Source organism: Streptomyces sp. NPDC060035 (assembly GCF_042736635.1).
Taxonomy (GTDB): domain Bacteria; phylum Actinomycetota; class Actinomycetes; order Streptomycetales; family Streptomycetaceae; genus Streptomyces.
Map to the genome: position 1 here is coordinate 323,362 of NZ_JBHWVO010000007.1, position 23,024 is coordinate 346,385.

The 23,024-nt window shown below is 72.2% G+C and carries 14 protein-coding genes; 1 reads left to right on the forward strand and 13 read right to left on the reverse strand.

Annotation, left to right across the window (positions count from 1 at the left end; translation table 11 throughout):
- Positions 1-24: 24 nt before the first annotated feature.
- From ACFWBQ_RS14520 to ACFWBQ_RS14580, 13 genes are all read right to left on the reverse strand, one after another.
- Positions 25-1,971 carry a N,N-dimethylformamidase beta subunit family domain-containing protein gene (locus ACFWBQ_RS14520; RefSeq protein ID WP_385487698.1) on the reverse strand — a complete coding sequence of 649 codons (1,947 nt, stop codon included), beginning with the start codon at positions 1,969-1,971 and terminating at the stop codon, positions 25-27.
- The gene (locus ACFWBQ_RS14525) at positions 1,968-3,506 is read right to left on the reverse strand and encodes a condensation domain-containing protein (RefSeq protein WP_385487700.1); all 1,539 of its coding nucleotides are present in this window, start codon (positions 3,504-3,506) and stop codon (positions 1,968-1,970) included. Before ACFWBQ_RS14525 ends, ACFWBQ_RS14520 begins: the two co-directional genes overlap by 4 nt.
- Positions 3,499-3,792 carry an acyl carrier protein gene (locus ACFWBQ_RS14530; RefSeq protein ID WP_385487702.1) on the reverse strand — a complete coding sequence of 98 codons (294 nt, stop codon included), beginning with the start codon at positions 3,790-3,792 and terminating at the stop codon, positions 3,499-3,501. The genes ACFWBQ_RS14525 and ACFWBQ_RS14530 overlap by 8 nt, the downstream gene beginning before the upstream one ends.
- Positions 3,789-4,001, reverse strand: coding sequence for an MbtH family protein (locus tag ACFWBQ_RS14535; protein ID WP_385487704.1), 213 nt, complete (start codon positions 3,999-4,001; stop codon positions 3,789-3,791). Before ACFWBQ_RS14535 ends, ACFWBQ_RS14530 begins: the two co-directional genes overlap by 4 nt.
- On the reverse strand, positions 3,998-7,093 hold the full coding sequence (locus tag ACFWBQ_RS14540; protein WP_385487706.1) for an amino acid adenylation domain-containing protein: 3,096 nt from the start codon (positions 7,091-7,093) through the stop codon (positions 3,998-4,000). Before ACFWBQ_RS14540 ends, ACFWBQ_RS14535 begins: the two co-directional genes overlap by 4 nt.
- Complete coding sequence (locus tag ACFWBQ_RS14545; RefSeq protein ID WP_385487708.1) at positions 7,090-8,619, reverse strand: AMP-binding protein; 1,530 nt, start codon at positions 8,617-8,619, stop codon at positions 7,090-7,092. The genes ACFWBQ_RS14540 and ACFWBQ_RS14545 overlap by 4 nt, the downstream gene beginning before the upstream one ends.
- Complete coding sequence (locus tag ACFWBQ_RS14550; protein ID WP_385487710.1) at positions 8,616-14,444, reverse strand: amino acid adenylation domain-containing protein; 5,829 nt, start codon at positions 14,442-14,444, stop codon at positions 8,616-8,618. The genes ACFWBQ_RS14545 and ACFWBQ_RS14550 overlap by 4 nt, the downstream gene beginning before the upstream one ends.
- On the reverse strand, positions 14,441-17,695 hold the full coding sequence (locus ACFWBQ_RS14555) for an amino acid adenylation domain-containing protein (protein WP_385487712.1): 3,255 nt from the start codon (positions 17,693-17,695) through the stop codon (positions 14,441-14,443). Before ACFWBQ_RS14555 ends, ACFWBQ_RS14550 begins: the two co-directional genes overlap by 4 nt.
- A 448-nt stretch (positions 17,696-18,143) precedes the next feature.
- Positions 18,144-19,496: a dicarboxylate/amino acid:cation symporter gene (locus ACFWBQ_RS14560; protein ID WP_385487714.1), complete on the reverse strand. Its 1,353-nt coding sequence runs from the start codon at positions 19,494-19,496 to the stop codon at positions 18,144-18,146.
- Positions 19,497-19,931: 435 nt separating this feature from the next.
- A complete protein-coding gene (locus ACFWBQ_RS14565; RefSeq protein ID WP_385487716.1) occupies positions 19,932-20,228 on the reverse strand; it encodes a DUF4229 domain-containing protein in 297 nt (98 codons plus the stop codon).
- A 160-nt stretch (positions 20,229-20,388) separates the two neighbouring features.
- Positions 20,389-20,958, reverse strand: a complete 570-nt coding sequence (locus tag ACFWBQ_RS14570) for a GNAT family N-acetyltransferase (RefSeq protein WP_385487718.1) — start codon at positions 20,956-20,958, stop codon at positions 20,389-20,391.
- A gap of 123 nt (positions 20,959-21,081) precedes the next feature.
- Positions 21,082-22,245 carry an aminofutalosine synthase MqnE gene (gene mqnE, locus ACFWBQ_RS14575; protein WP_385487720.1) on the reverse strand — a complete coding sequence of 388 codons (1,164 nt, stop codon included), beginning with the start codon at positions 22,243-22,245 and terminating at the stop codon, positions 21,082-21,084.
- Between the two features lie 52 nt (positions 22,246-22,297).
- A complete protein-coding gene (locus ACFWBQ_RS14580; RefSeq protein ID WP_329209980.1) occupies positions 22,298-22,753 on the reverse strand; it encodes an Lrp/AsnC family transcriptional regulator in 456 nt (151 codons plus the stop codon).
- Between the two features lie 121 nt (positions 22,754-22,874).
- On the opposite strand from ACFWBQ_RS14580, the gene ACFWBQ_RS14585 reads away from it, so the two are divergent.
- The gene (locus ACFWBQ_RS14585; protein WP_385487723.1) at positions 22,875-23,021 is read left to right on the forward strand and encodes a hypothetical protein; all 147 of its coding nucleotides are present in this window, start codon (positions 22,875-22,877) and stop codon (positions 23,019-23,021) included.
- Positions 23,022-23,024: the final 3 nt, after the last annotated feature.

The window sequence follows — 23,024 nt, forward strand, 5'->3', positions numbered from 1 at the left end:
CGCGGAGTTGGCACCCACCGTGCCCTACGGACCGGATCGGGCCCGTGTGGCCGATTGTCGACGCATCAGCAGAGGTCCTCCCCCACGAGCCGCGTACAGCACTCCGGCCCGGGCGGCGAGGGCCGTGCAGCCGCCGGCCGGGCCCGCGTCGGCGCAGTCCGTGAACCGGACCGGACCTGCGCCCGGGCCCGCCGGGAGACGGGTCCGCAGGCGCCCGTCGGCGGTGACTGCCCAGAGCCGGCTGTTCAGGGTTGTCAGCGCGACCGCACCGCCCGCGTCACCCAGCACGTACCAAGGTTCCTGCGGGCCGAGCGCGGACCGGTAATGGAGGGTGTCGTCGTGCGGGGTGACGGCGAACACCCCGGCGTCGCAGAGCGCCAGCGCACCCGTTCCCGCCGGTACGGTGCCTGCCTCCACCCACTCGGCCGGTCCCGGCACCGGATCGCGGCGCAGCAGCCGCCCGTCGTCCGTGGCCGCGTACAGCTCCAGCGGCAGCGACCCCGACGCCTCCCGCGAGGAGGCCAGCGCGCGCACTCCGGCCGCCGTCCCGACCGGGCGCCACGGCACGTTCTGCCCGGACGGCTCCCGGCACACCAGCAGGCCCTGCTCGTCCACCCCGAACAGCACGCTCTCGCAGACGGCCAGCGCGTGGACCTGTGCCGCACCGCCAGCGACCTCCCAGGCACCGCCCGGTGCGGCACCGCTCAGCCTGTCCAGCACATTGCGGGTGATGCGGTCGACGACGGGATCGTCCTCCAGCACACTGCCCCAGTTGATCGTCGCGGCGTTGAACACCGTGCCCGCACCGAGCCGGAAGACGCCCATCGTCGCGGCCCCGCCCTGTCCGTACGGACGCCAGTGCCGCAGATCGGCGGTGGCGAGGACGACGAAGGAGGCGGGGGTGCCGTCCGCGCCGGTGGCCCGGGGCACGTCTCCGTCCCACTCCAGCGCGCAGGCGTCCGTCTCGTATCCGAGGGCTCCCCGGGCGAAGGGGTCGCCGTCCACCAGCCCGGTACCGGCGAACACCCAGTGCGCGGCGAAGCGGACCGTGTACGCGTCCTTGCGCATGATGGTCATGCCCTCGCCCCAGGCGCCCGCGCCGCGGCGGAAACTCACACCGGTCATGGTGTTCTCGGGGCGCTCCACGGGAGAACTGGACCACTCGACGGTCACCCGGCGCGGGTCGAGCGCGGTCATCGGGTCGGTGACCGCGTCCCGGTGGCACACCATCGTGCGCCCGTCGTCCTCCAGCCGCATCTGCCACCAGGCGGTGTTGGCAGCGAAGAAGGCCAGGTTGCCACCACGCCGGGCGAACGACTCCACGCTGTCGCGCATCTCCATCGACCAGTACTCGTCGTGGCCGTTGACCACCAGGAGCCGGTAGTGGCCGAGGAGTTCGTCACCGTCGTGGAGATCGAGTCCGGAGCAGAACTCGACCGGGTAACCGGCACCGGGCAGCCAGCGCAGCAGCCCCTCCTCCCAGCGTTCGGGCGGCGGACCGCCACCGGGCGAGGCGAAGGAGACCCGGGCGGCCCGGTCGGGCTGCTCGGTGTAGTAGAGGCCGCGGTGGGGCTGCCCGGCGTGGGTGTACGCACGCCAGGTGGCGAACGGAACCGAGACGAGGACCGGTGAGTGTGCACCGGGCCGGGCCGCCCGCACGACGAACCACACCTCGTGCTCGGCCCCGGCCCCCTCCGGGGCCGGGCCGCCCGTTACCTCGAAGGTGGCGCGGTAGAGGGAGCTGGGCCAGTCGGCCGGGACGTCCAGGGTCCAGTCCGCTCCGCTCACCGGCGCCCTCAGGCGTACGTCGTCCGTCACCGCGTCGGTGACGACGACCCGGGCGGGCGGACCGCCGGGGCCCGGCCCTCCCGTCAGGTGGAAGGCGATCGGACCGCCCTGGACGCACGAGGTCCTCTCCGCCCAGGCCCGGAGCGGCGCGGTCGCCGCCGTGGTCGTGCCCCGGTCGGTCATGGCGTGTTCCTTCCCGCCGCGTCCAGCAGGCCGGGCAGAGCGGACAGCAGGGGCGGACGTCCGGCGGCGCTCGAAACGATCAGCTCCTCCATCGCGTACAGGTGCGCGCGGATCGCGTCCGGCGGCTGATACGCGGTGTCGGCGGTCAGTGCCACCGCGAGCGCGTCGCCCTCCTCGGTGATGTGCAGGCAGTAGCGGCAGGCGACCCGGTCCTGGGTGGCGGGGAAGCCGAAGCGGGTCCGGCTCCGGGCGGCGTCCAGTTCTGCGGGCGTGGACACCGCGGCCACCGCGACAGGGCGCTCGACCAGTCGCATGTCGTTGAAGCAGCAGTACGGGTGGACCTCGTGGCCGTACTCCTGGCGCAACCGCTCGGCGAGCGCGTCCCAGGCCACCGGGTCGTACCGTGCGGCCCGGTAGGCTCGCAGGGCCGCCTGGTAGGCGCCGGGCAGGAGATCCGTGAACCCGGTCCCCGACGCGTCCGCGCCCAGGTCGAGGACGAACAAGCCGTCCTGCGACAGGGTGGTGACCAGATCACGGTGCGCGGGGGCCGTTCGGTTGCCGACGATGGGCATGACGGCCGCCGTACGGTGCCCCTGCCCGGCCGCCACCAGCGCCGCGGACGCGGCCAGCAGCACGGTGGAACCGCTGACCCGGTGCGTGGCCGCGACCATGGCGACCGCGCGGGCGAGCGCGGGCGAGACGATCCGCCCCGTCCAGAAGCGCGGGGTGCGGGGTTCGGCGGCCGGCCGGAGGAACATCGTTGCAGGAGACGCGCGGTAGCCGGCCTCCCAGTGCGCCAGGGCCGTCGCCCCGCGCCGCAGGCCGGCCTCGCCGTGCTGCTCGCGTGCCAGGTCCAACGGGGTGGTGGCGGGCGGGCGCCCGGCAGATCCCCGGCGCACCAGGAGCCGGAGGTCGCGTACGAGGACTTCGGCCGCGTGCCCGTCGGCGGCGAGGTGGCACAGGACCAGCACGGCGTGGGTGACCTGGTCGCCGACCGAGACGAGAGCGACGCGCAGCGGCCACTCCTCCCGGTAGTCGAAGCGGGTGGCGCACAGCCCGTCGAGCACCTCCTGGGCGAGGCGCCCGGCGGCGGCCGTGTCCGGGGCGGGGACGACGGTGACGGGCAGGAAGCCGGTGGCCGCGAGAATCTGACCGGGCTGCCCGTCGCCGCCCGGCGCCATCCGGGTACGCAGCGCCTCATGGCGTTCCACGAGCGCGCCGAGGGCTCGGGTCGCCCCGTCGACGGTGGCGGGACGACCCCGGTCGGCGAGTGGCAGGATCCGGCCGATGTTGAAGTAGTGGTCGTTGGGCGCGGTGCGTCCGATCGCATGCCAGATCGCCAGCTGCCCCCAGGTCAGCGGCGCCTGCCCGGAGCGTTCCCCGCAGAAGTCGACCCCGGTGCGGACACCGGCGCCCAGGGGGGCGGGGCCGGCATCCGCGGGGATCGTGGTGGCCGCGCGGGTCGTGGTGGTCACAGGGACCGTGGTGGTCACAGGGACCGTGGTGGCCGCGGGGACCGTGGTGGTGTCAGCCATCGCCCTCGCCGTCCGCGTCGGCGCCCAGCTCGGCGAGGTGGCCGACCAGGGCGTCGAGGTCGTCCAGGAAGCGGAACGGCCCGTCCAGATCGAGACAGACCCCCCACTCGTCCTCGACGGAGTCGATCAGCCGGAGGAACGCCAGCGAGGTGACGCCCAGCGCGGTCAGCGACCCGCCCGGGACAAGGATTTCCGCCTCGGTCACCTCGCCGTCGGTCGCCTCGGAGACGAGTGCCACGACCCGGCTCCGCAGCGCACGTACGGTGGGAGCCGCCCCGGCGGTCACCGGCCCGCCTCGGCGGACCGGGCGAGACGGCGGCGCAGGCCGAGCGGCCGGATGTCGGGCCAGACGGTGTCCACGTGCGCCATGCACTCCTCCTCCGACCCGGTGAAGCCCTCCGCGTGCCAGCCGGCGGGCGGTGCGGTCCTGGCCGGCCACAGTGCGTGCTGCTCCTCGTCGTTGACGACCACCTGATAGGCCGGGGTGTCGCTCATCGCTGCTCTCCTCCTGCTGCTGCCTGCTGCTGAAGTTCGCCCACCGCGGTCGTGACCTCGGCGAGCGTCGGGGTGTCGAAGAAGACGTCGAGCGGTACCTCGACGCCGAGCTGCTTGCGGATACGGGCGGCGATGGCGGTGATCGTCAGGGAATGGCCGCCCAGGTCGAAGAGGTCCTCGTCCGGACCGATGTCGTCGAGCCGCAGCACCTCCCGCCAGATGTCGCGGACCGCCGCGGCAACCCCGTTCGGCGCGGTTCCCGCGGCATCACCGCCCGCCCGGCCCACGGGCACGTCCGCCCTGACCCGCGGCGGCTCCGGGAGCCGCCCCCGGTCCACCTTGCCGTTGGGGGTGAGGGGCAGTCCGCCCAGCGGGACCCAGACCCCGGGGACCATCGCGGCGGGCAGCGTACGGGCCAGATGGGCACGGAGCCCGTCGGCGGGCGGGGCCTTCGGCGCACCGACCACGTACGCCACCAGCCGTTCCTGCCCACCGCCCGCACCGCCGTCGCGGTCCAGGACGACGACCGCCTGGGCCACCGCCGGGTGCTCGACGAGGCGGGCCTCGATCTCCCCCAACTCGATGCGGTGGCCGCGCAGCTTCACCTGGGTGTCGAGGCGCCCCGCGAACTCCAGCCGTCCGTCGGCGAGTCGGCGTACCAGGTCCCCCGTGCGGTACAGCCGCGAACCGGACGGCCCCCACGGGTCGGGGACGAAGCGCTGGGCGGTCAGTCCCGGGCGACCCCGGTAGCCGTGCGCGACACCCGCGCCGCCGAGGTGCAGTTCGCCGGGGATGCCGTCGGGGACGGGCTGCCCGTGTGCGTCGAGCACATGGGCCCTGGTAGCGGCGAGCGGGCGGCCGATCGTGACGGGGTCGCCGGGACCGAGTTCGGCCAGGGTGGACCAGACGGTGGTCTCGGTCGGCCCGTACACATTGACCAACCGGACTACCGATGGGGCCAGTTCATCGGCCAGCGGCCCGGGCAGCGCCTCGCCGCCCGCGACGGCGACCAGGTCCGGGTGGTGCAGACCGGCGGCCAGCATCAGCCGCCAGCTGCTCGGGGTGGCCTGGACGTGGGTGATGCCGTGTCCGTCGATCAGCTTCAGCAGGGCCGCCCCGTCGCGCTGGCGCTCCTCCGGGACGAGGACGACCCGGGCTCCGACGGTCAGCGGCAGCAGCAGCTCCACGGTGGAGATGTCGAACGACAGCGAGGTCAGCCCCAGCCAGCGGTCATCGGCCGTTGCGCCCAGGCGGTCCGCCAGGGTGCCGAGCAGGTTGGCCAGCGCGCCGTGCGGGACCTCGACGCCCTTGGGCGTACCGGTGGAGCCGGAGGTGTAGATGACGTACGCAGGGTCCCCGGCGGCCGGGGCGGTAGCGCGGGCCCGGGGCGGGACCGGCCCGTCCGGAAGCGCCCCGGTCGCCGGGGACAGGACCGGCAGCCCGGGTGGCAGCCCGTCCGGCGCCGGTCCCTCGACGACCAGGGCGGCAAGGCCCGCGTCGGCCCGGACGAAGGCCAGCCGGTCGGCCGGGTAGCCGGGATCGAGCGGGACATAGGCCGCTCCCGCAGCCAGCACCCCGAGCACGGCCACCAGTTCGCCCACCGACCGCGACACCTGCACGCCCACGAGGTCCCCGGCCCCGAGCCCCGCGGCGGCGAGCCGGTCGGCGAACGCCTCGGCAGCCGCGTGCAGTTCGGCGTACGAAAGCTCCGCCCCGTCCGCCGCCACCACGGCCACCGCGTCCGGGGCGTCCGCCGCCCGGTCCGAGAACATTCCGATCACCGTGGCGTCCGCCGAGCAGGCGGCCGGCGTGCCGTTGCCCGCGTACAGCGCCGACTCCAGCTCGTCGCCCGCCAGCAGGGGCAGGTCGGCGAGGCGGGTGGCGGGTGCGCTGAGCACGGCGTCGAGCAGGGTGCGGAAGTGGCCGACGATCCGGGCGGGCGCACCGGGGGTGAAAGCGTCCGCGCGGTATTGGAACGAGCCGTCCAGAGCGTCCGGACCGTCCACCAGCTGGAGGTGCGCCAGGTTGCGCACCGCGTGGGTGAAGCCGATCCAGTCCACGTCGGCGCCCGGCACGTCCGTCGCCTCCCAGCCGGTGCGGCGGCGGTAACTGACCGAGAGCGGGGTGAGCGCGGTGCGCGGGGTGAGGCCGCGGACCGCCCGGCCGAGTGGGACCGGACGGTGCTCGTACAGGGCGTGCAGCTCGTCACGGACGTCCCCGGCGAAGTCCGCGAAGGGCCGGTCCGGGTCCGGGCGGGTGAAGACCGGGAGCTCGTTGACGTACAGGCCGACGTGCTCGGGGCTCCCCGGCCCCCGGGTGGAGAGCTCCAGGGCGGTGGCCGGGGTCTGGTTGCCGTACCGGAGCAGCAGGGTGTGCCAGAGGGCGAGGAGCAGTTCGAAGCGGGTGACGCCGAGGGACCGGGCGGTGGCAGCGAGGCGGGTGTGGAGAGGGGCGTCCAGGGTGAAGGGGACGGCGGCGCCGGGTGCGGGCGTGGTGCTGTCCCGTACGGAGGCGGGGAGCCCGGGGAGTACGGGGGTGGCCGGGTCGTACCAGCGGCTCGCCCAGAACTCCCCCGCAGCTGCGACGTCTTGCGCGTCCGGTTCGACGGATTCCACCACCGCGCGGTGCGCGTCCGTCTCCACTCCGAGGATCTCCGCGAGCAGGACGTCCTTCGAGGTGCCGTCGAACGCCAGGTGATGGGCCACCGCGTGCAGCACCGGGTGCGCGTCCCCGGCCGTCACGAGCGCGAAGCGTACGAGAGGGCCTGCGGCCAGGTCGAACGGCCGGGCGCTCTCCTCCGCGAGGAGGGCGTCGAGCGCGTCAGAGGCGCAGGCCAGGCGGCGCAGCTCGGGCGCGGGACCCGTGGCCGGGACGAGCGCGGGGCCCTCCGGGTCCACCCGCGACGCCAGCACCGGGTGCCGTGCGACGAGGCGGGCGCAACCGGCCGCGAGCGCTTCCGGGTCGGGCGGTGAGGCGAACCGCGCGGTGAGCGCGAGGTGGTGCGCGGCACCGGGCCGCAGCACCTGTTCGGTGACCCACATCCCGTGCTGGGCCGGGCCGAGCGGGAGCGGTGATGGGGTGGTCGTGGTCATCGCAGGGCCTCGTCGTCCAGGAGCAGGCGCAGCTCGCGCTTGAGGATCTTGCCGCCTTCGTTGCGCGGCAGGGAAGGTCGGAACAGCAGCCGGGCGGGCAGTTCGTGGGCCGCCAGACGGTCGAGCAGGAAGGTCCGCAGCGCGGGTGCGGTGAGTTCGCCGCGTGGGACCACGACCGCGGCGACGACCGAGCCGAGAACGGGGTGCGGCACCCCGAGCGCGGCGGCGTCCGCCACCGCCGGGTGGGCGTGCAGCGCGTTCTCCACCTGGAGTGTGGAGACCTTGTACGCACCGGACTTGACCACGTCGCGTTCCCGGTCGAGCAGATGCAGGTAGCCCTCCTCGTCCAGCCGCCCGAGGTCCCCCATCCGGACCCAGCGGCCCTGGAAGGTCTCCGCCCCGGCCGTGGCGTCGCCGAGGTAGGTGCGGGGTGCGGCCGGGGTGCGCAGCCACACCTCGCCCGGTTCGCCGGGCGGCAGCGGGGTGCCGTCGGGGGCCGTGATCCGCAGGTCGCGCAGGGAGGCGGGGCGGCCGGGGGAGTCGGGACGGTCCGGGTCGAAGAGCAGGGTGATCTGGGCCGGGGCGGCCTCGGTGGACGTGTAGTAGTTGACGACCTGGGCGCGCGGGAAGGCCTGCGACAGCCCGAGGGCGACCGGCTGCGGAAGGGCGGCGGCGGTCGAGCCGACGAGCCGGACGCTGTCGGTCACGCACCGCCGGGCGGCCTTGGAGCCGAGCAGTTCGATGGCCATGGCGGGGACCAGGAAGACGCTCCCGACCTCGTACTCCTCGATGAGCCGGGCGAACCGTCCCGGCGTGAACTGCGGGGCGGCCACGGCGGTCGCGGCGGCGTCGAGCGCATTGACGAGCATGGTCTGCCCGGCGTTGGTGCCGACGGGGAAGGCATGCAGGAAGTGGCGGGAGTGGCGCAGAGGGCGGCGCCGTTCGTCGAGGGTGCAGCCGTGCACGAGGTTGGCGTGCGTGGCGGTGACGCCCTTGGGGGTCCCGGTGGTACCCGAGGTGTAGAGGATCTGGGCGAGGGCATCGGGGTCGGGCCGGGGACCGGCCTCGCGGTACGCGCCCTTCGCCTCGACCTCCTCCTCCGTCGCCGCCCACAGCCCGTCGGGCAGCACGCCCGGAGGCATGCTCGCGCCGGAGGCGTGCAGGACGGCCGAGGCATCGCTGTCCGCGAGGACATGGGCGGCCACGGCCGGGGCCTGCCGGTCCGAGAGCGGCACGGCGACGCATCCGGCACGCAGGACACCGCAGAACGCGACGGCGTACGCGATCCAGTCGCCGCTGCCGTACCGGAGCACCACCCGCGCCCCCGGCCCGAGGCCCCCGGCCCGCAGTCCGGCGGCGAGCGCGTCGGCGCGCTCCCGCCAGGCACCGAACGTCAGCGTGCTCGGGCCGCAGATCAGCGCGGTGCGCTCCGGACCGACGGCCGCCCGGTGGTCGAGCAGGGCGGACAGGCTGCGCGGCGCTGCCTGCCGGAGCGGCGAGGACGGCGGGCGCGGGGCGGCGGTCATCCGGCGTCCCTCTCGTCGCTGCGCGGGTCGGCGGCCCCGGCCGGGGCGGGTCCGGCGGACCGGTGCGCGGTCGGTTCGCCGTCCTGTCCTCCGGCGGCCGGCACCGTTGCGGCGGCCTTCATCCGGCGTTCGCGCTCCTGGATGCCGACCAGGTCGTCCGGGAGCGCATCCGGTACGTCGACATCGAAGCGGGCCAGCACCGGGAGTCGCAGCCCGACCACCACCAGGACCAGCATGGCCGCGCCGAACAGCAGGTACATGAACCCGATTCCGCGCCCCGGCCCCGTGCCGATGAGGGCCCCCACGGTCGAGGTCAGCGAACCGCCGTCCTCGAACATCGGCCCGAAGACCGAGGAGCCCACCGGCGCGATGATCCCGTGCCCGATCGGCAGGGTCGACCAGGCGACCAGGGTGTTCAGGGCGAACACCCTGCCGTGGAACCGCTGCGGGACCTTGATCTGGACGATCGTCGTGTAGACGCCGTTGACCATGGACAAGGCGCAGGACATCCCGAACACCCCGACGCCGATGATCCACAGGTCCGCCCGGAGCCCGACCAGCGCACTGGCCGCGGCGAGCAGCCCGGCCAGCCCCAGCATCCCGCGCATCCGGCTGCTCTTCGGGCCTCCCCAGAAGCCCATCGCGATACCGCCGAGGATCGCGCCGGCGCCACCGGCCACCGAGACCCGTGCCACCGCCTCCAGGGAGTCGAACGACAGCACCAGCGGGGTGACCAGCAGGAACAGTGGCGACAGGAAGATGTTCAGGGCCGCGAACCAGAGCAGCATGGCCCGGAACCCCCGGTTGTTCCAGGAGTGGGTGAAGCCGTGCTTGATCTCGACGACCAGGGACTCCCGCCGCTTCCAGGGCAGGGTCCTGGGGAACTTCACGAACACCAGGACACCGACGGCGATCACATAGCTGGCGACATCGAGGATCAGGATGCCCTTCAAGCCGATTCCGGCCATCAGCGCCACCGCGGCCAGCGGAACGACGAACTGCGCGACACCGAAGGCCATCTGGACGATGCCGTTGGCGTGGCCCAGGTACTGCTTGGGCACCAGCTGCGGCACGGAGGAGGCGTACGCGAGCCGTTGGAAGGTGAGGGCCATCGACAGCACACCGAGCAGCACGTAGATGTGCCACGAGGCGAGGTTCCCGGACATCAGGAGCGTGAGCAGCGCGGCCTGCGTTCCGCCGGCCGCCAGGTCGCTGACGAGCATGACCCTGCGCCGGTCGAGCCGGTCGACGAGCGCTCCGGCCAGCGGTCCGACGAGGATGCCGGGCAGCATGCCGATGACTGCGTAGAGGGCGTACTTCGCCATCGAGCCGGTCTCGGTGTAGATCCACACCGGCAGAGCGAACTCGGTGAGCGCGGACCCGGTGATGGAGAGCAACTGGCCGAGGGCGACGGCCAGGAACCGTCCCATGCCGGGTGCCGGTCCGGTGTCGGGTGCCGGTCCGGTGTCGGCCCGCTTCCGGCCGGTGGCGCCGTCCGTCCCGTCGTCGACGGACGGGTCCGGTTCGCCGCCGCTGTCGCCGTGGAACCACCAGGGCCCGTCGTCCGCCCGCGGCGGCAGTTCGTCCGTCGTACCGGCCAGGACCGCCGGATGCGTGAGGGTGACGATCTCGGCGAGCTCCTGGGCCCGGTACTTCAGGAAGAAGTGGCCGCCCTCGTCCAGTACGGCCAGCGCCGAGCGCTCGGCCAGCATCTGCCACTCGCTGTAGCGCTCTTCGTAGAAGTCCGTCGCCGGGTCCCGGTTTCCGATCACGGAGATCACCGGGGCCCGCAGCCGGGCGCCGCCCGCCTCGACGTCGGCGAGCACTTCGGTGAAGTACTCCTCCGCCGCCTTCGAGTCGGCCCGCATGTTCCCGATGATGAACTTCATCTGGGCGTCGTCGAGTTCGCCGACCTCGGCGCCCATCGAGCGCAGCCAGTTGACGTACACCCGGTCGCCCAGCAGCGGCTCGAGGGCCGAGACCCGGCTCAGCGCGCCCAGCAGCCGGCTGCGCGGCCGGGCGAACGGGAACTGCGCCCCGATGTAGACGGCCTCCAGCTCACGGCCGGAGCCCTCGACGAGTCGGGAGACGGCGACGGCCAGCGCGCTGCCGACGCCGCAGTGGCCGTACACGACCAGCGGGCCCTCGACCCGTTCGGCCACTTCCGCCGCGATCCGGCCGGCCAGCTCCTCGAAGGGCAGATGCTCCTCGGTGACGCCCACGTCGTGGCCGGGGATGGCCACGGCCCACAGGTCGTACCCGTCGGGGAGCCGGTCGGCGAGCGGCTGGTAGACGACGGCGCTGCCTCCGCCGTACGGGACACAGACGAGCGACAGGGTCGGGGTGCCGGCGGTCGTCGGCCGGGTGAGCCGGTGCAGGAGCCGGCTGGGGCCGCGCTCGGACTCGTCGAGGTCGGCCAGGGCGGCCAGGGCGCGCACCGTGCGGCAGGTGAACAGGTCCATGACGCTGACCGGCCGCGCACCTGCCTCGGGGAGCCGTTTGCGGGCCCGCGCGACGACCTGGGTGGCCAGGAGCGAGTGACCGCCGAGGTCGAAGAAGTCGTCGTCGGTACCGACCTCGGGCAGTGTCAGCACCTCGGCCCAGATCTCGGCCAGGATCTGCTCGGTCACGGTCTCCGGGGCCGAGATCGCGCCGCCCGTGCGGCGGGCCTGCGGCGCCGGCAGTGCCCGTCGGTCGAGCTTGCCGTTCGGGGAGAGCGGAAGGGCGTCCAGGACGACGAAAGCGGCCGGAACCATGTAGTCGGGCAGCGTGCGGCGCAACGCGGTACGCAGCTGGGCGGGGTCGGGCTCGGGGGTGTCCGGCTCGGAGGCGTCGGGCTCGGAAGTGTCCGGCCCGGAGGTTCCCGGCCCGGTCGGCCCGGAGGTTCCCGGCCCGGTCGGCCCGGAGGTTCCCGGCCCGGAGGCGTCCGCTTCCGCTTCCGCCCGGTCCGTCACGAGGTACGCCACCAGACGCTTGTCGCCCGGATTGTCCTCACGGACCACCACGGCCGCGGCAGCGATGTGCGGCTCGGCGCGCAGCGCGGCCTCGATCTCGCCGGGCTCGATGCGCATGCCACGGATCTTGACCTGCTGATCGATCCGCCCCAGGTGCTCCAGTTGCCCGTCGGCCCTCCAGCGGGCCAGGTCGCCGGTGCGGTAGAGCCGTGAGCCGGGCGGGCCGAAGGGGTCGGGAACGTAGCGGGCGGCGGTCAGGCCCGCCCGGCGGTGATAGCCGAGGGAGACCTGGACGCCACCGATGTGGAGTTCGCCCGCTGTGCCGGCGGGCGCCGGGCGCAGGTCCGCGTCGAGGACGTACAGCCGGGTGTTGTCGAGGGGTGCACCGATGGGGACGGTCGCGAGCGGCCCCTCGCACTCCCAGCTGGTCACGTCGACGGCCGCCTCGGTCGGCCCGTACAGGTTGGCGAGCGCGCAGTGCGGCAGCCGGGCGGTGAAGGCGCGTGCGGTGTGCGGAGCGAGTTCCTCACCGCTGCAGACGACCCGGCGCAGGGTGGCACAGCGTTCGACGTCCTCCTCGGCGAGGAACACGTCGAGCATGGCCGGCACGAAGTGGGCCACGGTGACGCCGCGTTCGGCGATGGTGTCGCGCAGATGCGCCGCGTCCTTGTGTCCGCCGGGCTTCGCCACGACCAGCCGGGCGCCGGTGATCAGCGGCAGGAACAGCTCCCAGACCGAGACGTCGAAGCCGGTAGGGGTCTTCTGCAGGATGGCGTCGGCGGGGCCCACCGCATAGGCGCGGGCCATCCACAGCAGCCGGTTCACGAGGGCGCGGTGGGTGTTGGGCACGCCCTTGGGCCGGCCGGTGGAACCCGAGGTGTAGATCATGTACGCGATGTCGTCGGCGTCCGGGCCCGTGACCGGCCGGTCCGGTCCGGCCTCCTCCCACTGCGCCGGGTCGTCCAGCAGCAGCACGCGCGCCGCGCAGTCCTCGGGCACGGGCAGCCCCTGCTGGGTGAGCAGCACACCTGCCCCGCTGTCCGCCAGCATGAAGGCCAGCCGCTCGGCCGGGTACTCCGGGTCGAGCGGCGTGTATCCGGCCCCCGTCCTCAGTACCCCGAGGAGTCCGGACACCAGGGCGAGGGAGCGTTCGGCGCTGACCGCGACGAGGCTGCCGGGGCCCACGCCCTCGGCGGCGAGGCGCCGGGCGACCCGGTCCGCCGCCCGGTCGAGTGCGGCGTACGTCAGTGTCTCGCCGCCGAAGTCCACGGCGACGGCGTCCGGGGTGCGGGCGATCTGCGCGGCGACGAGGCCGGTCAGGGTCGCCCCGTCGGGAACGTCGGACACGGTGTCGTTCCACTCGACGAGCAACCGGTGACGCTCGGCGGGGTCCAGCCCGTCGTGCTCGGAGACCGGGACCTCGGGTCGCTCGGCAACAGCCTGCAGCAGTCGGCCGAGGTGGTCGGACACCCGGGCGATGTCGGCCTCGTCGAAGAGATCGGTGTTGTAGTTGAACGCTCCGCGCAGTCCGTCCGGCCACTCCATGAGGAAGAGTTCCAGGTCGAACCGGGTCCCGGCGGCATGCAGTCCGAACGGCTCCACCTCCAGGAGGAGTTCGTCAGGAGGTACGGCACCCGCCGAGGCGTAGTTCTGGATCGCCAGCACCGCCTGGAACACCGGGGAGCGCGAGACGTCGCGCTCGACGTTCAGCTCCGAGACCAGCTGGGCGAACGGCAGTTCCTGGTGGGCGTAGGCCTCCAGACAGGTCTCCCGGGTACGGCCCACCAGCTCGGCGAAGGTGGGGTCCCCGTCCAGCCGGGCGCGCAGCGCCAGAACGTTGACGAACATCCCTATCAGGACTTCGAGTTCGGGCTCGGGGCGGCCCGCGACGGGTGAGCCGACGGCGAAGTCCCGCTGCCCGGCGAACCGGGAAAGCACCAGCTGGAAGGCGGCGAGCAGCACCATGTGAACGGTCGCGCCCTGCTCGCGGCCCAGCGCGGTGAGCCGGTCCAGCAGGGCCCGGTCGACGGCGAAGCCGTATCCGGCGCCCTCGAAGGTCTGCCGCTCGGGGCGGGGGCGCGCGGTGGGCAGAGCGAGCGGCCCGACCCCGGCCAGCTCGTCCCGCCAGTAGGAGACCTCCGCCTCCAGCCGTTCGCCGGTCAGCCGGGCGCGCTGCCACAGCGCGAAGTCTCCGTACTGCACGGGCAGTTCGGGTATCGGATCGGCCTTGCCGGCCGCATGGGCGGAGTATCCGCGCAGCACCTCCGATACGAGCACCTCGCTGGACCAACCGTCACTGACGCTGTGGTGGACCACCAGCAGGAGTACGTGATCGTCGTCGGCCAGCCGGACCAGCAGGCCGTTGATCAGAGGACCGGTGACCAGGTCGAAAGGCAGGGCGCCCAGTTCGTCGACGAGCCGGGCCGCATGCTCCTCGTCCTCCGCGTCCGCGGTGCGCAGGTCGAACGGGGCGGGCTCGGCCATCTCCAGAGCGGGGCGGCCGTCGTCGGTGGCCGGGTAGCGGGACCGAAGGGTCTCGTGGCGGGCCACGACCGCGTCGAGCGCCCTCCGGAGCGCAGGGAGGTCCAGGGACCCGCGCAGCCGGCGGGCGACGGGGATGTTGTACGCGGCGGTGCCGGGCGCGAACTGCTCCATGAACCAGAGCCGTTCCTGCGCGAACGACAGGGGCGGCACGGTCCCCTCGGGCCGCCGCGGCACGGCCGCCCTCCCGCCGCGGTCCCGGCCGCGCAGCCGCTGGGCGAGGAGCGCGCGCTTGGCCTCGGAGAGCGGTACGCCAGGTCTTCTGCCGGAGCCGGCGTTCCCGCTCCGTCCGTCGGTGCTGTCGCCGGGGCGTGCCTCGATGGTGCTCATACGGTCGTCGTTCCGTTTCTCTCCGGGCCTGATCCGGCCGCGAGAAGCTGTTCGGCGTCCTCGTCCGACAGGGCTTCGATCTCCGCCAGCAAAAGGTCCTCCACCGCGACGGCGAAGGCTTCGGCGGTGCGATGGGCGAACAGCACCCGCAGCGGGACGGCCAGTCCGGCCGCGGCCCTGATCCGGGCGACGACCCTGGTGGCGAGGAGCGAGTGGCCGCCGAGGTCGAAGAAGTCGTCCAGCGCCCCGACCCGGTCCAGGCCCAGCACCTCGGCCCAGACCTCGGCGACCAGTTCCTCCGCGTCCGTGCGCGGAGCCACGTACCCGGACCTCAGATCGGGCCGCTGTTCGGGCGCGGGCAGGGCACGGCGGTCGAGCTTGCCGTTGGGGGTCAGCGGCAGGGCGTCCAGGAGGACCAGCGAGTTCGGAACGAGATGGGCGGGCAGCACGGCAGCCAGCGCGGAACGCAGCTGTACGGGCGACGGCTGCGCCCCCGCACCCCGCGCCTCGGTCTCCGGGACGAGGACCACGTACCCCACCAGTGCGTCCTCCCGCGCGACGACCACGGCCTGCCCGACGCCGGGCAGCCCGAGCAGCGCTGCCTCGACCTCTCCCGGCTCCACACGGAAGCCGCGCACCTTGATCTGGGCATCGATCCGGCCCAGGAACTCCAGCTGTCCGTCCGCCCGCCATCGCACCAGGTCACCGGTGCGGTAGCGACGGGAACCCGGTGGACCGTACGGGTCGGGCACGAAGGCCCGCGCGGTGGCCCCGGGCCTGCCGCCGTATCCGTGGGTCACCCCGGTGCCGCCCACCAGGAGTTCGCCGGGTGCCCCGTAGGGCATGAGCCGGCCGCGGTCGTCGCACACGGTGAGCGAGGTCGCCCCGACGGGGCCGCCGATCGGCGGCCGGGAAACCGAGTCGGCGCTGCCCAGTTCCGCGGTCGTGGCGATGATCGTCGTCTCGGTGGGGCCGTAGGAGTTGACGACGCGCACACGGTCCCCGAAGTGCGAACGCCAGGCGGCCACCGCGCCCGGCAGGACCTGGTCCGCCCCCAGGATCAGCAGCCGCAGGCGCGGCGGCCAGGAGACCGCCCCGAGGTCGTCGACCAGCTGGTGCCAGTACGGGGTGGGCAGGTCCAGGACCGTGAGTCCGTCGCCGTACCCCGCGGACAGGTGGTCGGGGAGTGTGCTGCCGGCCCCCGCCACCACGAGGCGGGCCCCCGCGGTGAGCGCCGGGTAGATCTCCTCGGCATGGGTGTCGAAACTCAGCGAGGCGAACTGGAGCACTTCGTCGTCCGCCGCGATGCCGTAGTCCCGGCGCATCCAGGCGATGCGGGCCGCCAGCGCCTTGTGCGGCACGGCCACGCCTTTGGGCGTACCGGTGGACCCGGAGGTGTGGATCACGTAGGCGGTGTCGTCGGGGCCCGGCTGCCAACCGGCCTCGGGCACGTGCGCCGGGCCGGCGCCGTCACCCGCCGCGAGCACGGTGACGTCCGTCGGCAGGAGCGTCTCGTCGCTCCCCGGATCGGCCACCACGACCCGTACGCCGGTGTCGGCGATCATGAACTGCAGACGGGGTCGCGGGTAGGCGAGGTCCAGCGGCAGATAGGCCGCACCGGCCCGCCACGCGCCCAGCATGGCCGTGATCGCCCGCGTACCGCGCGGCAGGCACACGCCGATGACGTCACCGCCCCGCACGCCCGCGGCCCGGAGCCGTACCGCGAGGTCCCCGGCCGCGTCCCACAGGCCCCGGTAGGTCAGCTCCCCCTCCGGGTCACGTACGGCAGTCCGGGTGCCGTGCGCCTCGACCGCGCGGGCCAGGGCGACCGGCAGTGGATCGGCGTCACCGGGGAGGGCAGGGGCCCCGGCCCCCAGGGCGAGCAGTTCGTCCTGTTCGGCCTGCGACAGCAGGGGGAGGTCGCGGACCGGTGCGTCCGGGGCCGCGAGCACACCGCGCAGCAGCGTTTCGAAGTGCCGGGCGAACCGGTCGGCCCACCGGGCATCGAACAGGTCGGTGCGGTAACCGAAGACGGCGGTCAGGCCGTCCCCTTCCCTCCGCAGATCGAGCATCACCTCGAACTTGGTGGCGGCGTGGCCCCCGTCCACGTCGGCACAGCGCAGGTCCGCGAACCTCCGCTCACCGAAGTCTTCTTCGTCCTGGGTGTGCACGGTGAGCAGAGTCTGGAACAAAGGACTTCCACCGAGGCGGCGCTCGACGCCCAACTCGTCGATCAGCCGCTCGAAAGGCACGCGGTCGTGGGTGTAGCCGGCTAGCGCCGACCGGCGCACACGGCGCAGCAGCTCGCCGAAGGAAGGGGATCCGGCGAGCTCCGCGCGCAGGACGAGGGTGGTGGAGAAGTAGCCGATCACCTCCTCCCGTTCGGGTTCACCGCGCCCCGCGGCGGGCACCCCGACACAGAAGTCGTCCTGCCGGGTCCACCGGTGCAGGAGCACCTGATAGGCGGCGAGCATCACCATGAAGGGGGTGCAGCGCCTCTCCCTGGCCAGCGCGTCCACCCCGTCGCCCAGTCCCGCCATGCGGCGGGTGTGGAAGGCGCCGCCGGCGGTGCCCTCTCCCGGCTCCACGGTGGGACGCAGATCCAGCACCGGGACATCGGCAAGCCGTTCGCGCCAGTACTCCAGGGCCTTCTCCGCCTCCGGGTCCTGCGCCGAGGCCCGCTCCCGGGCGGCGTACGCGGTGTAGGCGAGCACCGGGGGCAGCTCGACGGCCCGGCCGTCGAGATGGGCGGTGTAACGGGTGGCGAGTTCGTCGCGCAGCAGGTTCAGTGACCAGCCGTCGGCCACGATGTGGTGCAGGACCAGGCACAGCAGGTGCTCGTCCTCGGCGGTCCGCAGCAGGGTCACCCTGAGCAGCGGCCCCGAAGCGAGGTCGAAGCCGGCGTTCGTGCGCTCGGCCAGCAGCTTCGTCGCGTCCTGCGGCCGGCCCCGCAGGTCGATGCTCTCCACCGGCACCGGTCCGGGAGGTGCGACGACGGCGACCGGTCTGCCGTCCACGTCGGGGAAGCGGGTGCGCAGGGCCTCGTGCCGCGCGACGGTTCCACCGAACGCGGCGCGCAGTGCGGCCTCGGAGAGTGCGCCGGTCAGACGCAGTACGAGCGGAATGTTGTACGAGGCGTCCCCGGGCTCCAGCTGGTCCAGGAACCACAGCCGTTCCTGACCGAGGGTGAGGGCGGACCCCGCGTTCCCCGCGTCCGCTCCCGCATCGCAACCGCCGACGGTACTGGTCATGTGCTGTTGCTCCCTGTGCGCTGACCCCGGCTGCGTGCCGCTTCGCGGGGCAGCGGCCAGCAGCTCGGGGAATCTGTCGACGGGTCGTCAGAAACCACGCCAGGAAAGGGATTTGAGATATTCCGGATCCGTCTGGGCGCCGGTCTCCGGCAACGGCAACGCTAGAAGGCGAAGGGATGCCGAGTCAATGGTCTGGACCATCCGGTCATGGCCTGGACCCGGGTGACAGAGTCGGACGAACGGCCGGATGACGACACATACGACCCCACTGCTGTGGCCAAAAGGCGCCCGCCGTCCACAGCATCACCCCTACCGGCCCGGCGTCCACACGCATCACCCCGCCCCGGCCCGGCGGGCGGGAGCACCTCCCCCCCCGGCGGGCACAAAAAAGCGCCCCCGGCCTCGTACGGGCCGGGGGCGCTCTCGTGTGTGCGGTGCGGATTCCGCGCTAGGCGGCGACAGCGACGCCCGTCGGCTTCGCTCCCTCGACCTCGATCTCGTCGACCGGGGAGGCCGAGGCCGAGTTGTACTTGTCGTGGTCGAGGATCTTCTCGCGGGCGGAGACGATCACCGGGACCAGCGCCTGTCCGGCCACGTTCGTGGCGGTGCGGATCATGTCCAGGATCGGGTCGATGGCGAGCAGCAGGCCCACGCCCTCCAGCGGGAGGCCCAGTGTCGACAGGGTGAGCGTCAGCATGACCGTGGCGCCGGTGAGACCGGCGGTGGCCGCCGAGCCGATCACCGAGACGAACGCGATCAGGATGTAGTCACCGATGCCCAGCTGGACGTCGAAGATCTGCGCGATGAAGATCGCCGCCAGTGCCGGGTAGATCGCGGCGCAGCCGTCCATCTTCGTCGTGGCGCCGAACGGGACGGCGAAGCTGGCGTACTCCTTCGGGACACCGAGACGCTCGGTGACCTTCTGGGTGACGGGCATCGTGCCGACGGAGGAGCGCGAGACGAAGGCCAGCTGGATCGCGGGCCAGGCGCCCTTGAAGAACTGCAGCGGGCTGACCTTGGCGACCGTGGCGAGGAGCAGCGGGTAGACGCCGAACATCACCAGGGCGCAGCCGATGTAGACGTCGGCGGTGAACGTGGCGTACTTGCCGATCAGGTCCCAGCCGTAGTCGGCGATCGCGTAGCCGATGAGGCCGACGGTGCCGATCGGGGCGAGGCGGATGACCCACCACAGGGCCTTCTGGAGGAGCTCCAGAATCGACTCGCTGAGGGCGAGGATGGGTTTGGCCTTCTCGCCGAGCTGGAGCGCGGCGATACCGGCGACGGCGGCCATGAAGACGATCTGCAGCACGTTCAGCTCGGTGAACGGCGTGATCACGTTGTCCGGGATGATGCCGGTCAGGAAGTCGAGCCAGGAGCCGGCGTGCTCGGGCTTGGCGCCGTCCTTCGGGGTGAGGCCGGTACCGGCGCCGGGGTTGGTGACCAGACCGATCACGAGGCCGATGGCCACCGCGATGAGCGAGGTGATCATGAACCAGAGCAGCGTACGGGTGGCAAGCCTCGCGGCGTTGTTGACCTTGCGCAGGTTGGTGATCGACACCAGGATCGCGAAGAAGACGAGGGGCGCGACGGCCAGCTTCAGCAGCTGGACGAAGATGTGGCCGACCTTGTCGAGCGTGGTGTAGAGCCAGCTGATGTCCTGGCTGCGGGCGAGCCAGCCGAGCAGGACACCCAGGACCAGACCGGCGACGATCTGGGCCCAGAACGGGACCTTGGGTATGCGGAAACCGGAGCCGGAGGGCTTACCGGCGTCGGTCGCGGGGGGCGCGGAATTCGCGGACACGGACACACTCCAGATGTGCGCATCGGGACGTACGGGAACGGACGTACCTACGTGCGGTCGAACGGGGACGGGGGTGCGGCGCCCGCGTCAGGGGCGGCGCCGCTGCATGATGCCGGTTCAGACGTTGCGGCAACAGACCGCGGACATACAGCGGCAGAGATCGACATGCAGGCGCGCCACGAGCGGGGGGCTCATGGCATGAGAGGGGCGCGCTGCTGCGTTCATGTCGAACACGTTAACACTTGTACTTTGAGAACCTCAAAGGTCTGCTTTGACGAAGAACCACGCCGCCCCGCCGCCACTGCTCGCCCGGCCGGCTCGAAAACGTCGCCGTCCGTCCCGAAAACGCCGAAACCCCGGCGCTGGAGCGGTTGCTCCGGTCCGGGGTGCTTCGTGCGTACGGGGCCGCAGGGTGTGAGGAACCTTACGGGGCGCTTACTGGCTGACGCTGTCCTCGCGCGTGCGGTTCGCCTCGAGCTTGGCCCTGGTCCGGTCGACCGTGGAGATGAGCTGCTCGGACATCTCGTCGCGCTGCTTGCGCAGGAGGACGAAGCTGAGGGGTGCGGAGAGGAGCAGGCCGAGCAGGACGACCCAGACGAGGTTGGATCCACCGAGCCCCGCGGGCAGCACACCGAAGTGGACCGCCACACCGGAGAAGAAGAAGCAGCCCACGAAAATCAGCAGGCGCATCGCGGTGTAGCGGATCGTTGCGCTCGGCTTGGCAGCGGACACGGCTGGCCTTCTCTCTACGTCCGACGTTCCTGCGTTCGTGCAGTCTGCGGTTCTGCCCGACCAGTGAAGCATGCCCCGAATTCGATCAGTTCGCAGGGCTCCTCGTTCACGACGGACTCCTCGATCACGCAGGGCTCCCCATCCATGCGGGGCTCCCGCTCTACGCAGGGCCCCCCGCCGGGCTCACCACTGAAGGGCCGTCCTGCCGGAAGAGCGGGAGCAGCATGATGATGTCATCGCGGTAGTCGTCCTCCGCGACCCTGATCGCGTCCGGGATCCGGCCCACCTCCTTGTATCCGCAGGAGGCGTAGAAGCGATCGGCTCCGGTGCCGCCGCGGCAGGTGAGCCGGATGGCGTCGATGCCGTCGGTCCCGCGGGCGGCATCGGCCGAGGCCGCCATCAGCTCGCGCCCGAAGCCCCTGCCCTGGTGCCGGGGGTGGACCATCACCGTGTACAGCCCGATCCAGTGCTGCATCAGCCGGTGGGAGTTGTGCGTGAGGAAGGCGGTGGCGGCCACAGCACCGTCCTCGTCGCGTCCGACGACCAACCGGGTGCGGCCCTCGGCCATACCGGCGAGGTGTCTGACCAGCTCCGGGCGGACCTCGTCGGCGGTGACGGGCGGCACGAAGCCGACGGCTCCGCCCGCGTTGGTGACATCGACCCAGAGCGCGGTGATGCTGTCCCGCAGTGCCCGGTCGAACGCGGGGTCCACTTCAAATGTAAGCGCCATACCCGCATATTAACCATTACTTAACCGACCCTCAACCGGTGTCCACCACGCGAGAAGGCCCATGCGAAAGCCCCGGCCGCAGACAGCCGGCCAGGGCTTTCACACAACGGGAACCGGGACGCCTCAGACGCGCATCGGCTGCGGCGACTCGCGCCGGTCGGCGTCCGGACCCGGATACTCGCGCAGGATCTCGTACCGGGTGTTGCGCTCCACGGGCCGGAAGCCCGCATCGCGGATCAGGTCCAGCAGGTCCTCACGGCCGAGCTTGTTCGGCGTGCCGTAGTCGTCCGCGTCGTGCGTGATCTTGTACTCGACGACCGAGCCGTCCATGTCGTCCGCGCCGTGCTGGAGCGCGAGCTGGGCGGTCTGCACCCCGTGCATCACCCAGAACACCTTGACGTGCGGAACGTTGTCGAAGAGCAGCCGCGAGACCGCGAAGGTCTTCAGCGCCTCCGCGCCGGTCGCCATGGACGTCCGCGCCTGGAGGGTGTTGCGGACCTTGCCGTCCTTCATGTCCACGAAGTCGTGCTGGTAGCGCAGCGGGATGAAGACCTGGAAGCCGCCGGTCTCGTCCTGCATCTCCCGCAGCCGCAGCACGTGGTCGACGCGGTGACGGGGCTCCTCGATGTGCCCGTACAGCATCGTCGCCGGGGTCTTGAGCCCCTTCTCGTGCGCGAGACGGTGGATGCGCGACCAGTCCTCCCAGTGGGTGTTGTGGTCGACGATGTGCTGGCGGACCTCCCAGTCGAAGATCTCCGCGCCACCGCCGGTCAGCGACTCCAGACCGGCCTCGATCAGCTCGTCGAGGATCTCGGAGGCCGAGAGTCCCGAGATCGTCTCGAAGTGGTGGATCTCCGTCGCCGTGAACGCCTTGAGCCCGACGTTCGGCAGGGCTTCCTTCAGCGCGCTGAGCGAACGGGGGTAGTAGCGCCACGGCAGGGTGGGGTGCAGCCCGTTGACGATGTGCAGCTCGGTGAGGTTCTCGTTCTCCATCGCCTTGGCGAGGCGGACGGCCTCCTCGATGCGCATCGTGTACGCGTCCTTCTCGCCCGGCTTGCGCTGGAACGAGCAGTACGCGCAGGACGCGGTGCAGACGTTGGTCATGTTGAGGTGGCGGTTGACGTTGAAGTGGACGACGTCGCCGTTCTTCCTCGTACGCACCTCATGGGCCAGCCCGCCGAGCCAGGCCAGGTCGTCGGACTCGTAGAGCGCGATCCCGTCCTCGCGGGTCAGCCGCTCGCCGGCCCGGACCTTCTCCTCCAGCTCGCGCTTGAGTCCCGCGTCCACCAGTGCCCCTCCGATATCTCTACGTAACAGACTCCGGCAGCCAACCGTACGCCTATGCCTCGTCGGGAAGTTCCCCGACCCGGTTCTCCCACTTGGTGGACAGCACGATCGTGGTGCGGGTCCGGGAGACCCCCTTCGTGCCGCTGAGCCGTCGGATCGTCTTCTCCAGGCCGTCCACGTCACCGACCCGCACCTTGAGCATGTACGAGTCGTCGCCCGCGATGAACCAGCAGTCCTCGATCTCGGCCAGGTCCTTCAGCCGGTGCGCGACGTCCTCGTGGTCGGCGGCGTCGGAGAGCGAGATACCGATCAGCGCGGTGACCCCGAGCCCCAGCGACGCGGAGGCGACGGTCGCACGGTATCCGGTGATGACACCGGCGGTTTCCAGCCGGTTGATGCGGTCGGTGACGCTGGGCCCGGAGAGCCCGACGAGCCGGCCCAGCTCGGCATACGAGGCCCTGCCGTTCTCTCTGAGGGCCTGGATGAGCTGCCTGTCCACCGCGTCCATATGACTGAAACCTTCCATTGTTCAGCAGTACCGCGAGTTTATGTGTAAAATCTAAGGCGTGCAGGGCTCAGGCCCTGCAAATCCTTCAGAACATCCAAGAAACGCTTTCGAATCTTCAGGAGTGAACTTCACCGTGTACACGATCGAGATGGCCTACGCCCGGATGCGCGAGCTGCAGGACCTGGCCAACCGCTCGAGTGCCCACCAGTTGGCCGCCGCGCACCGCGTCGACAAGGCCCGCGCCCCGCGCACACCCAAGAAGCGCTGACCG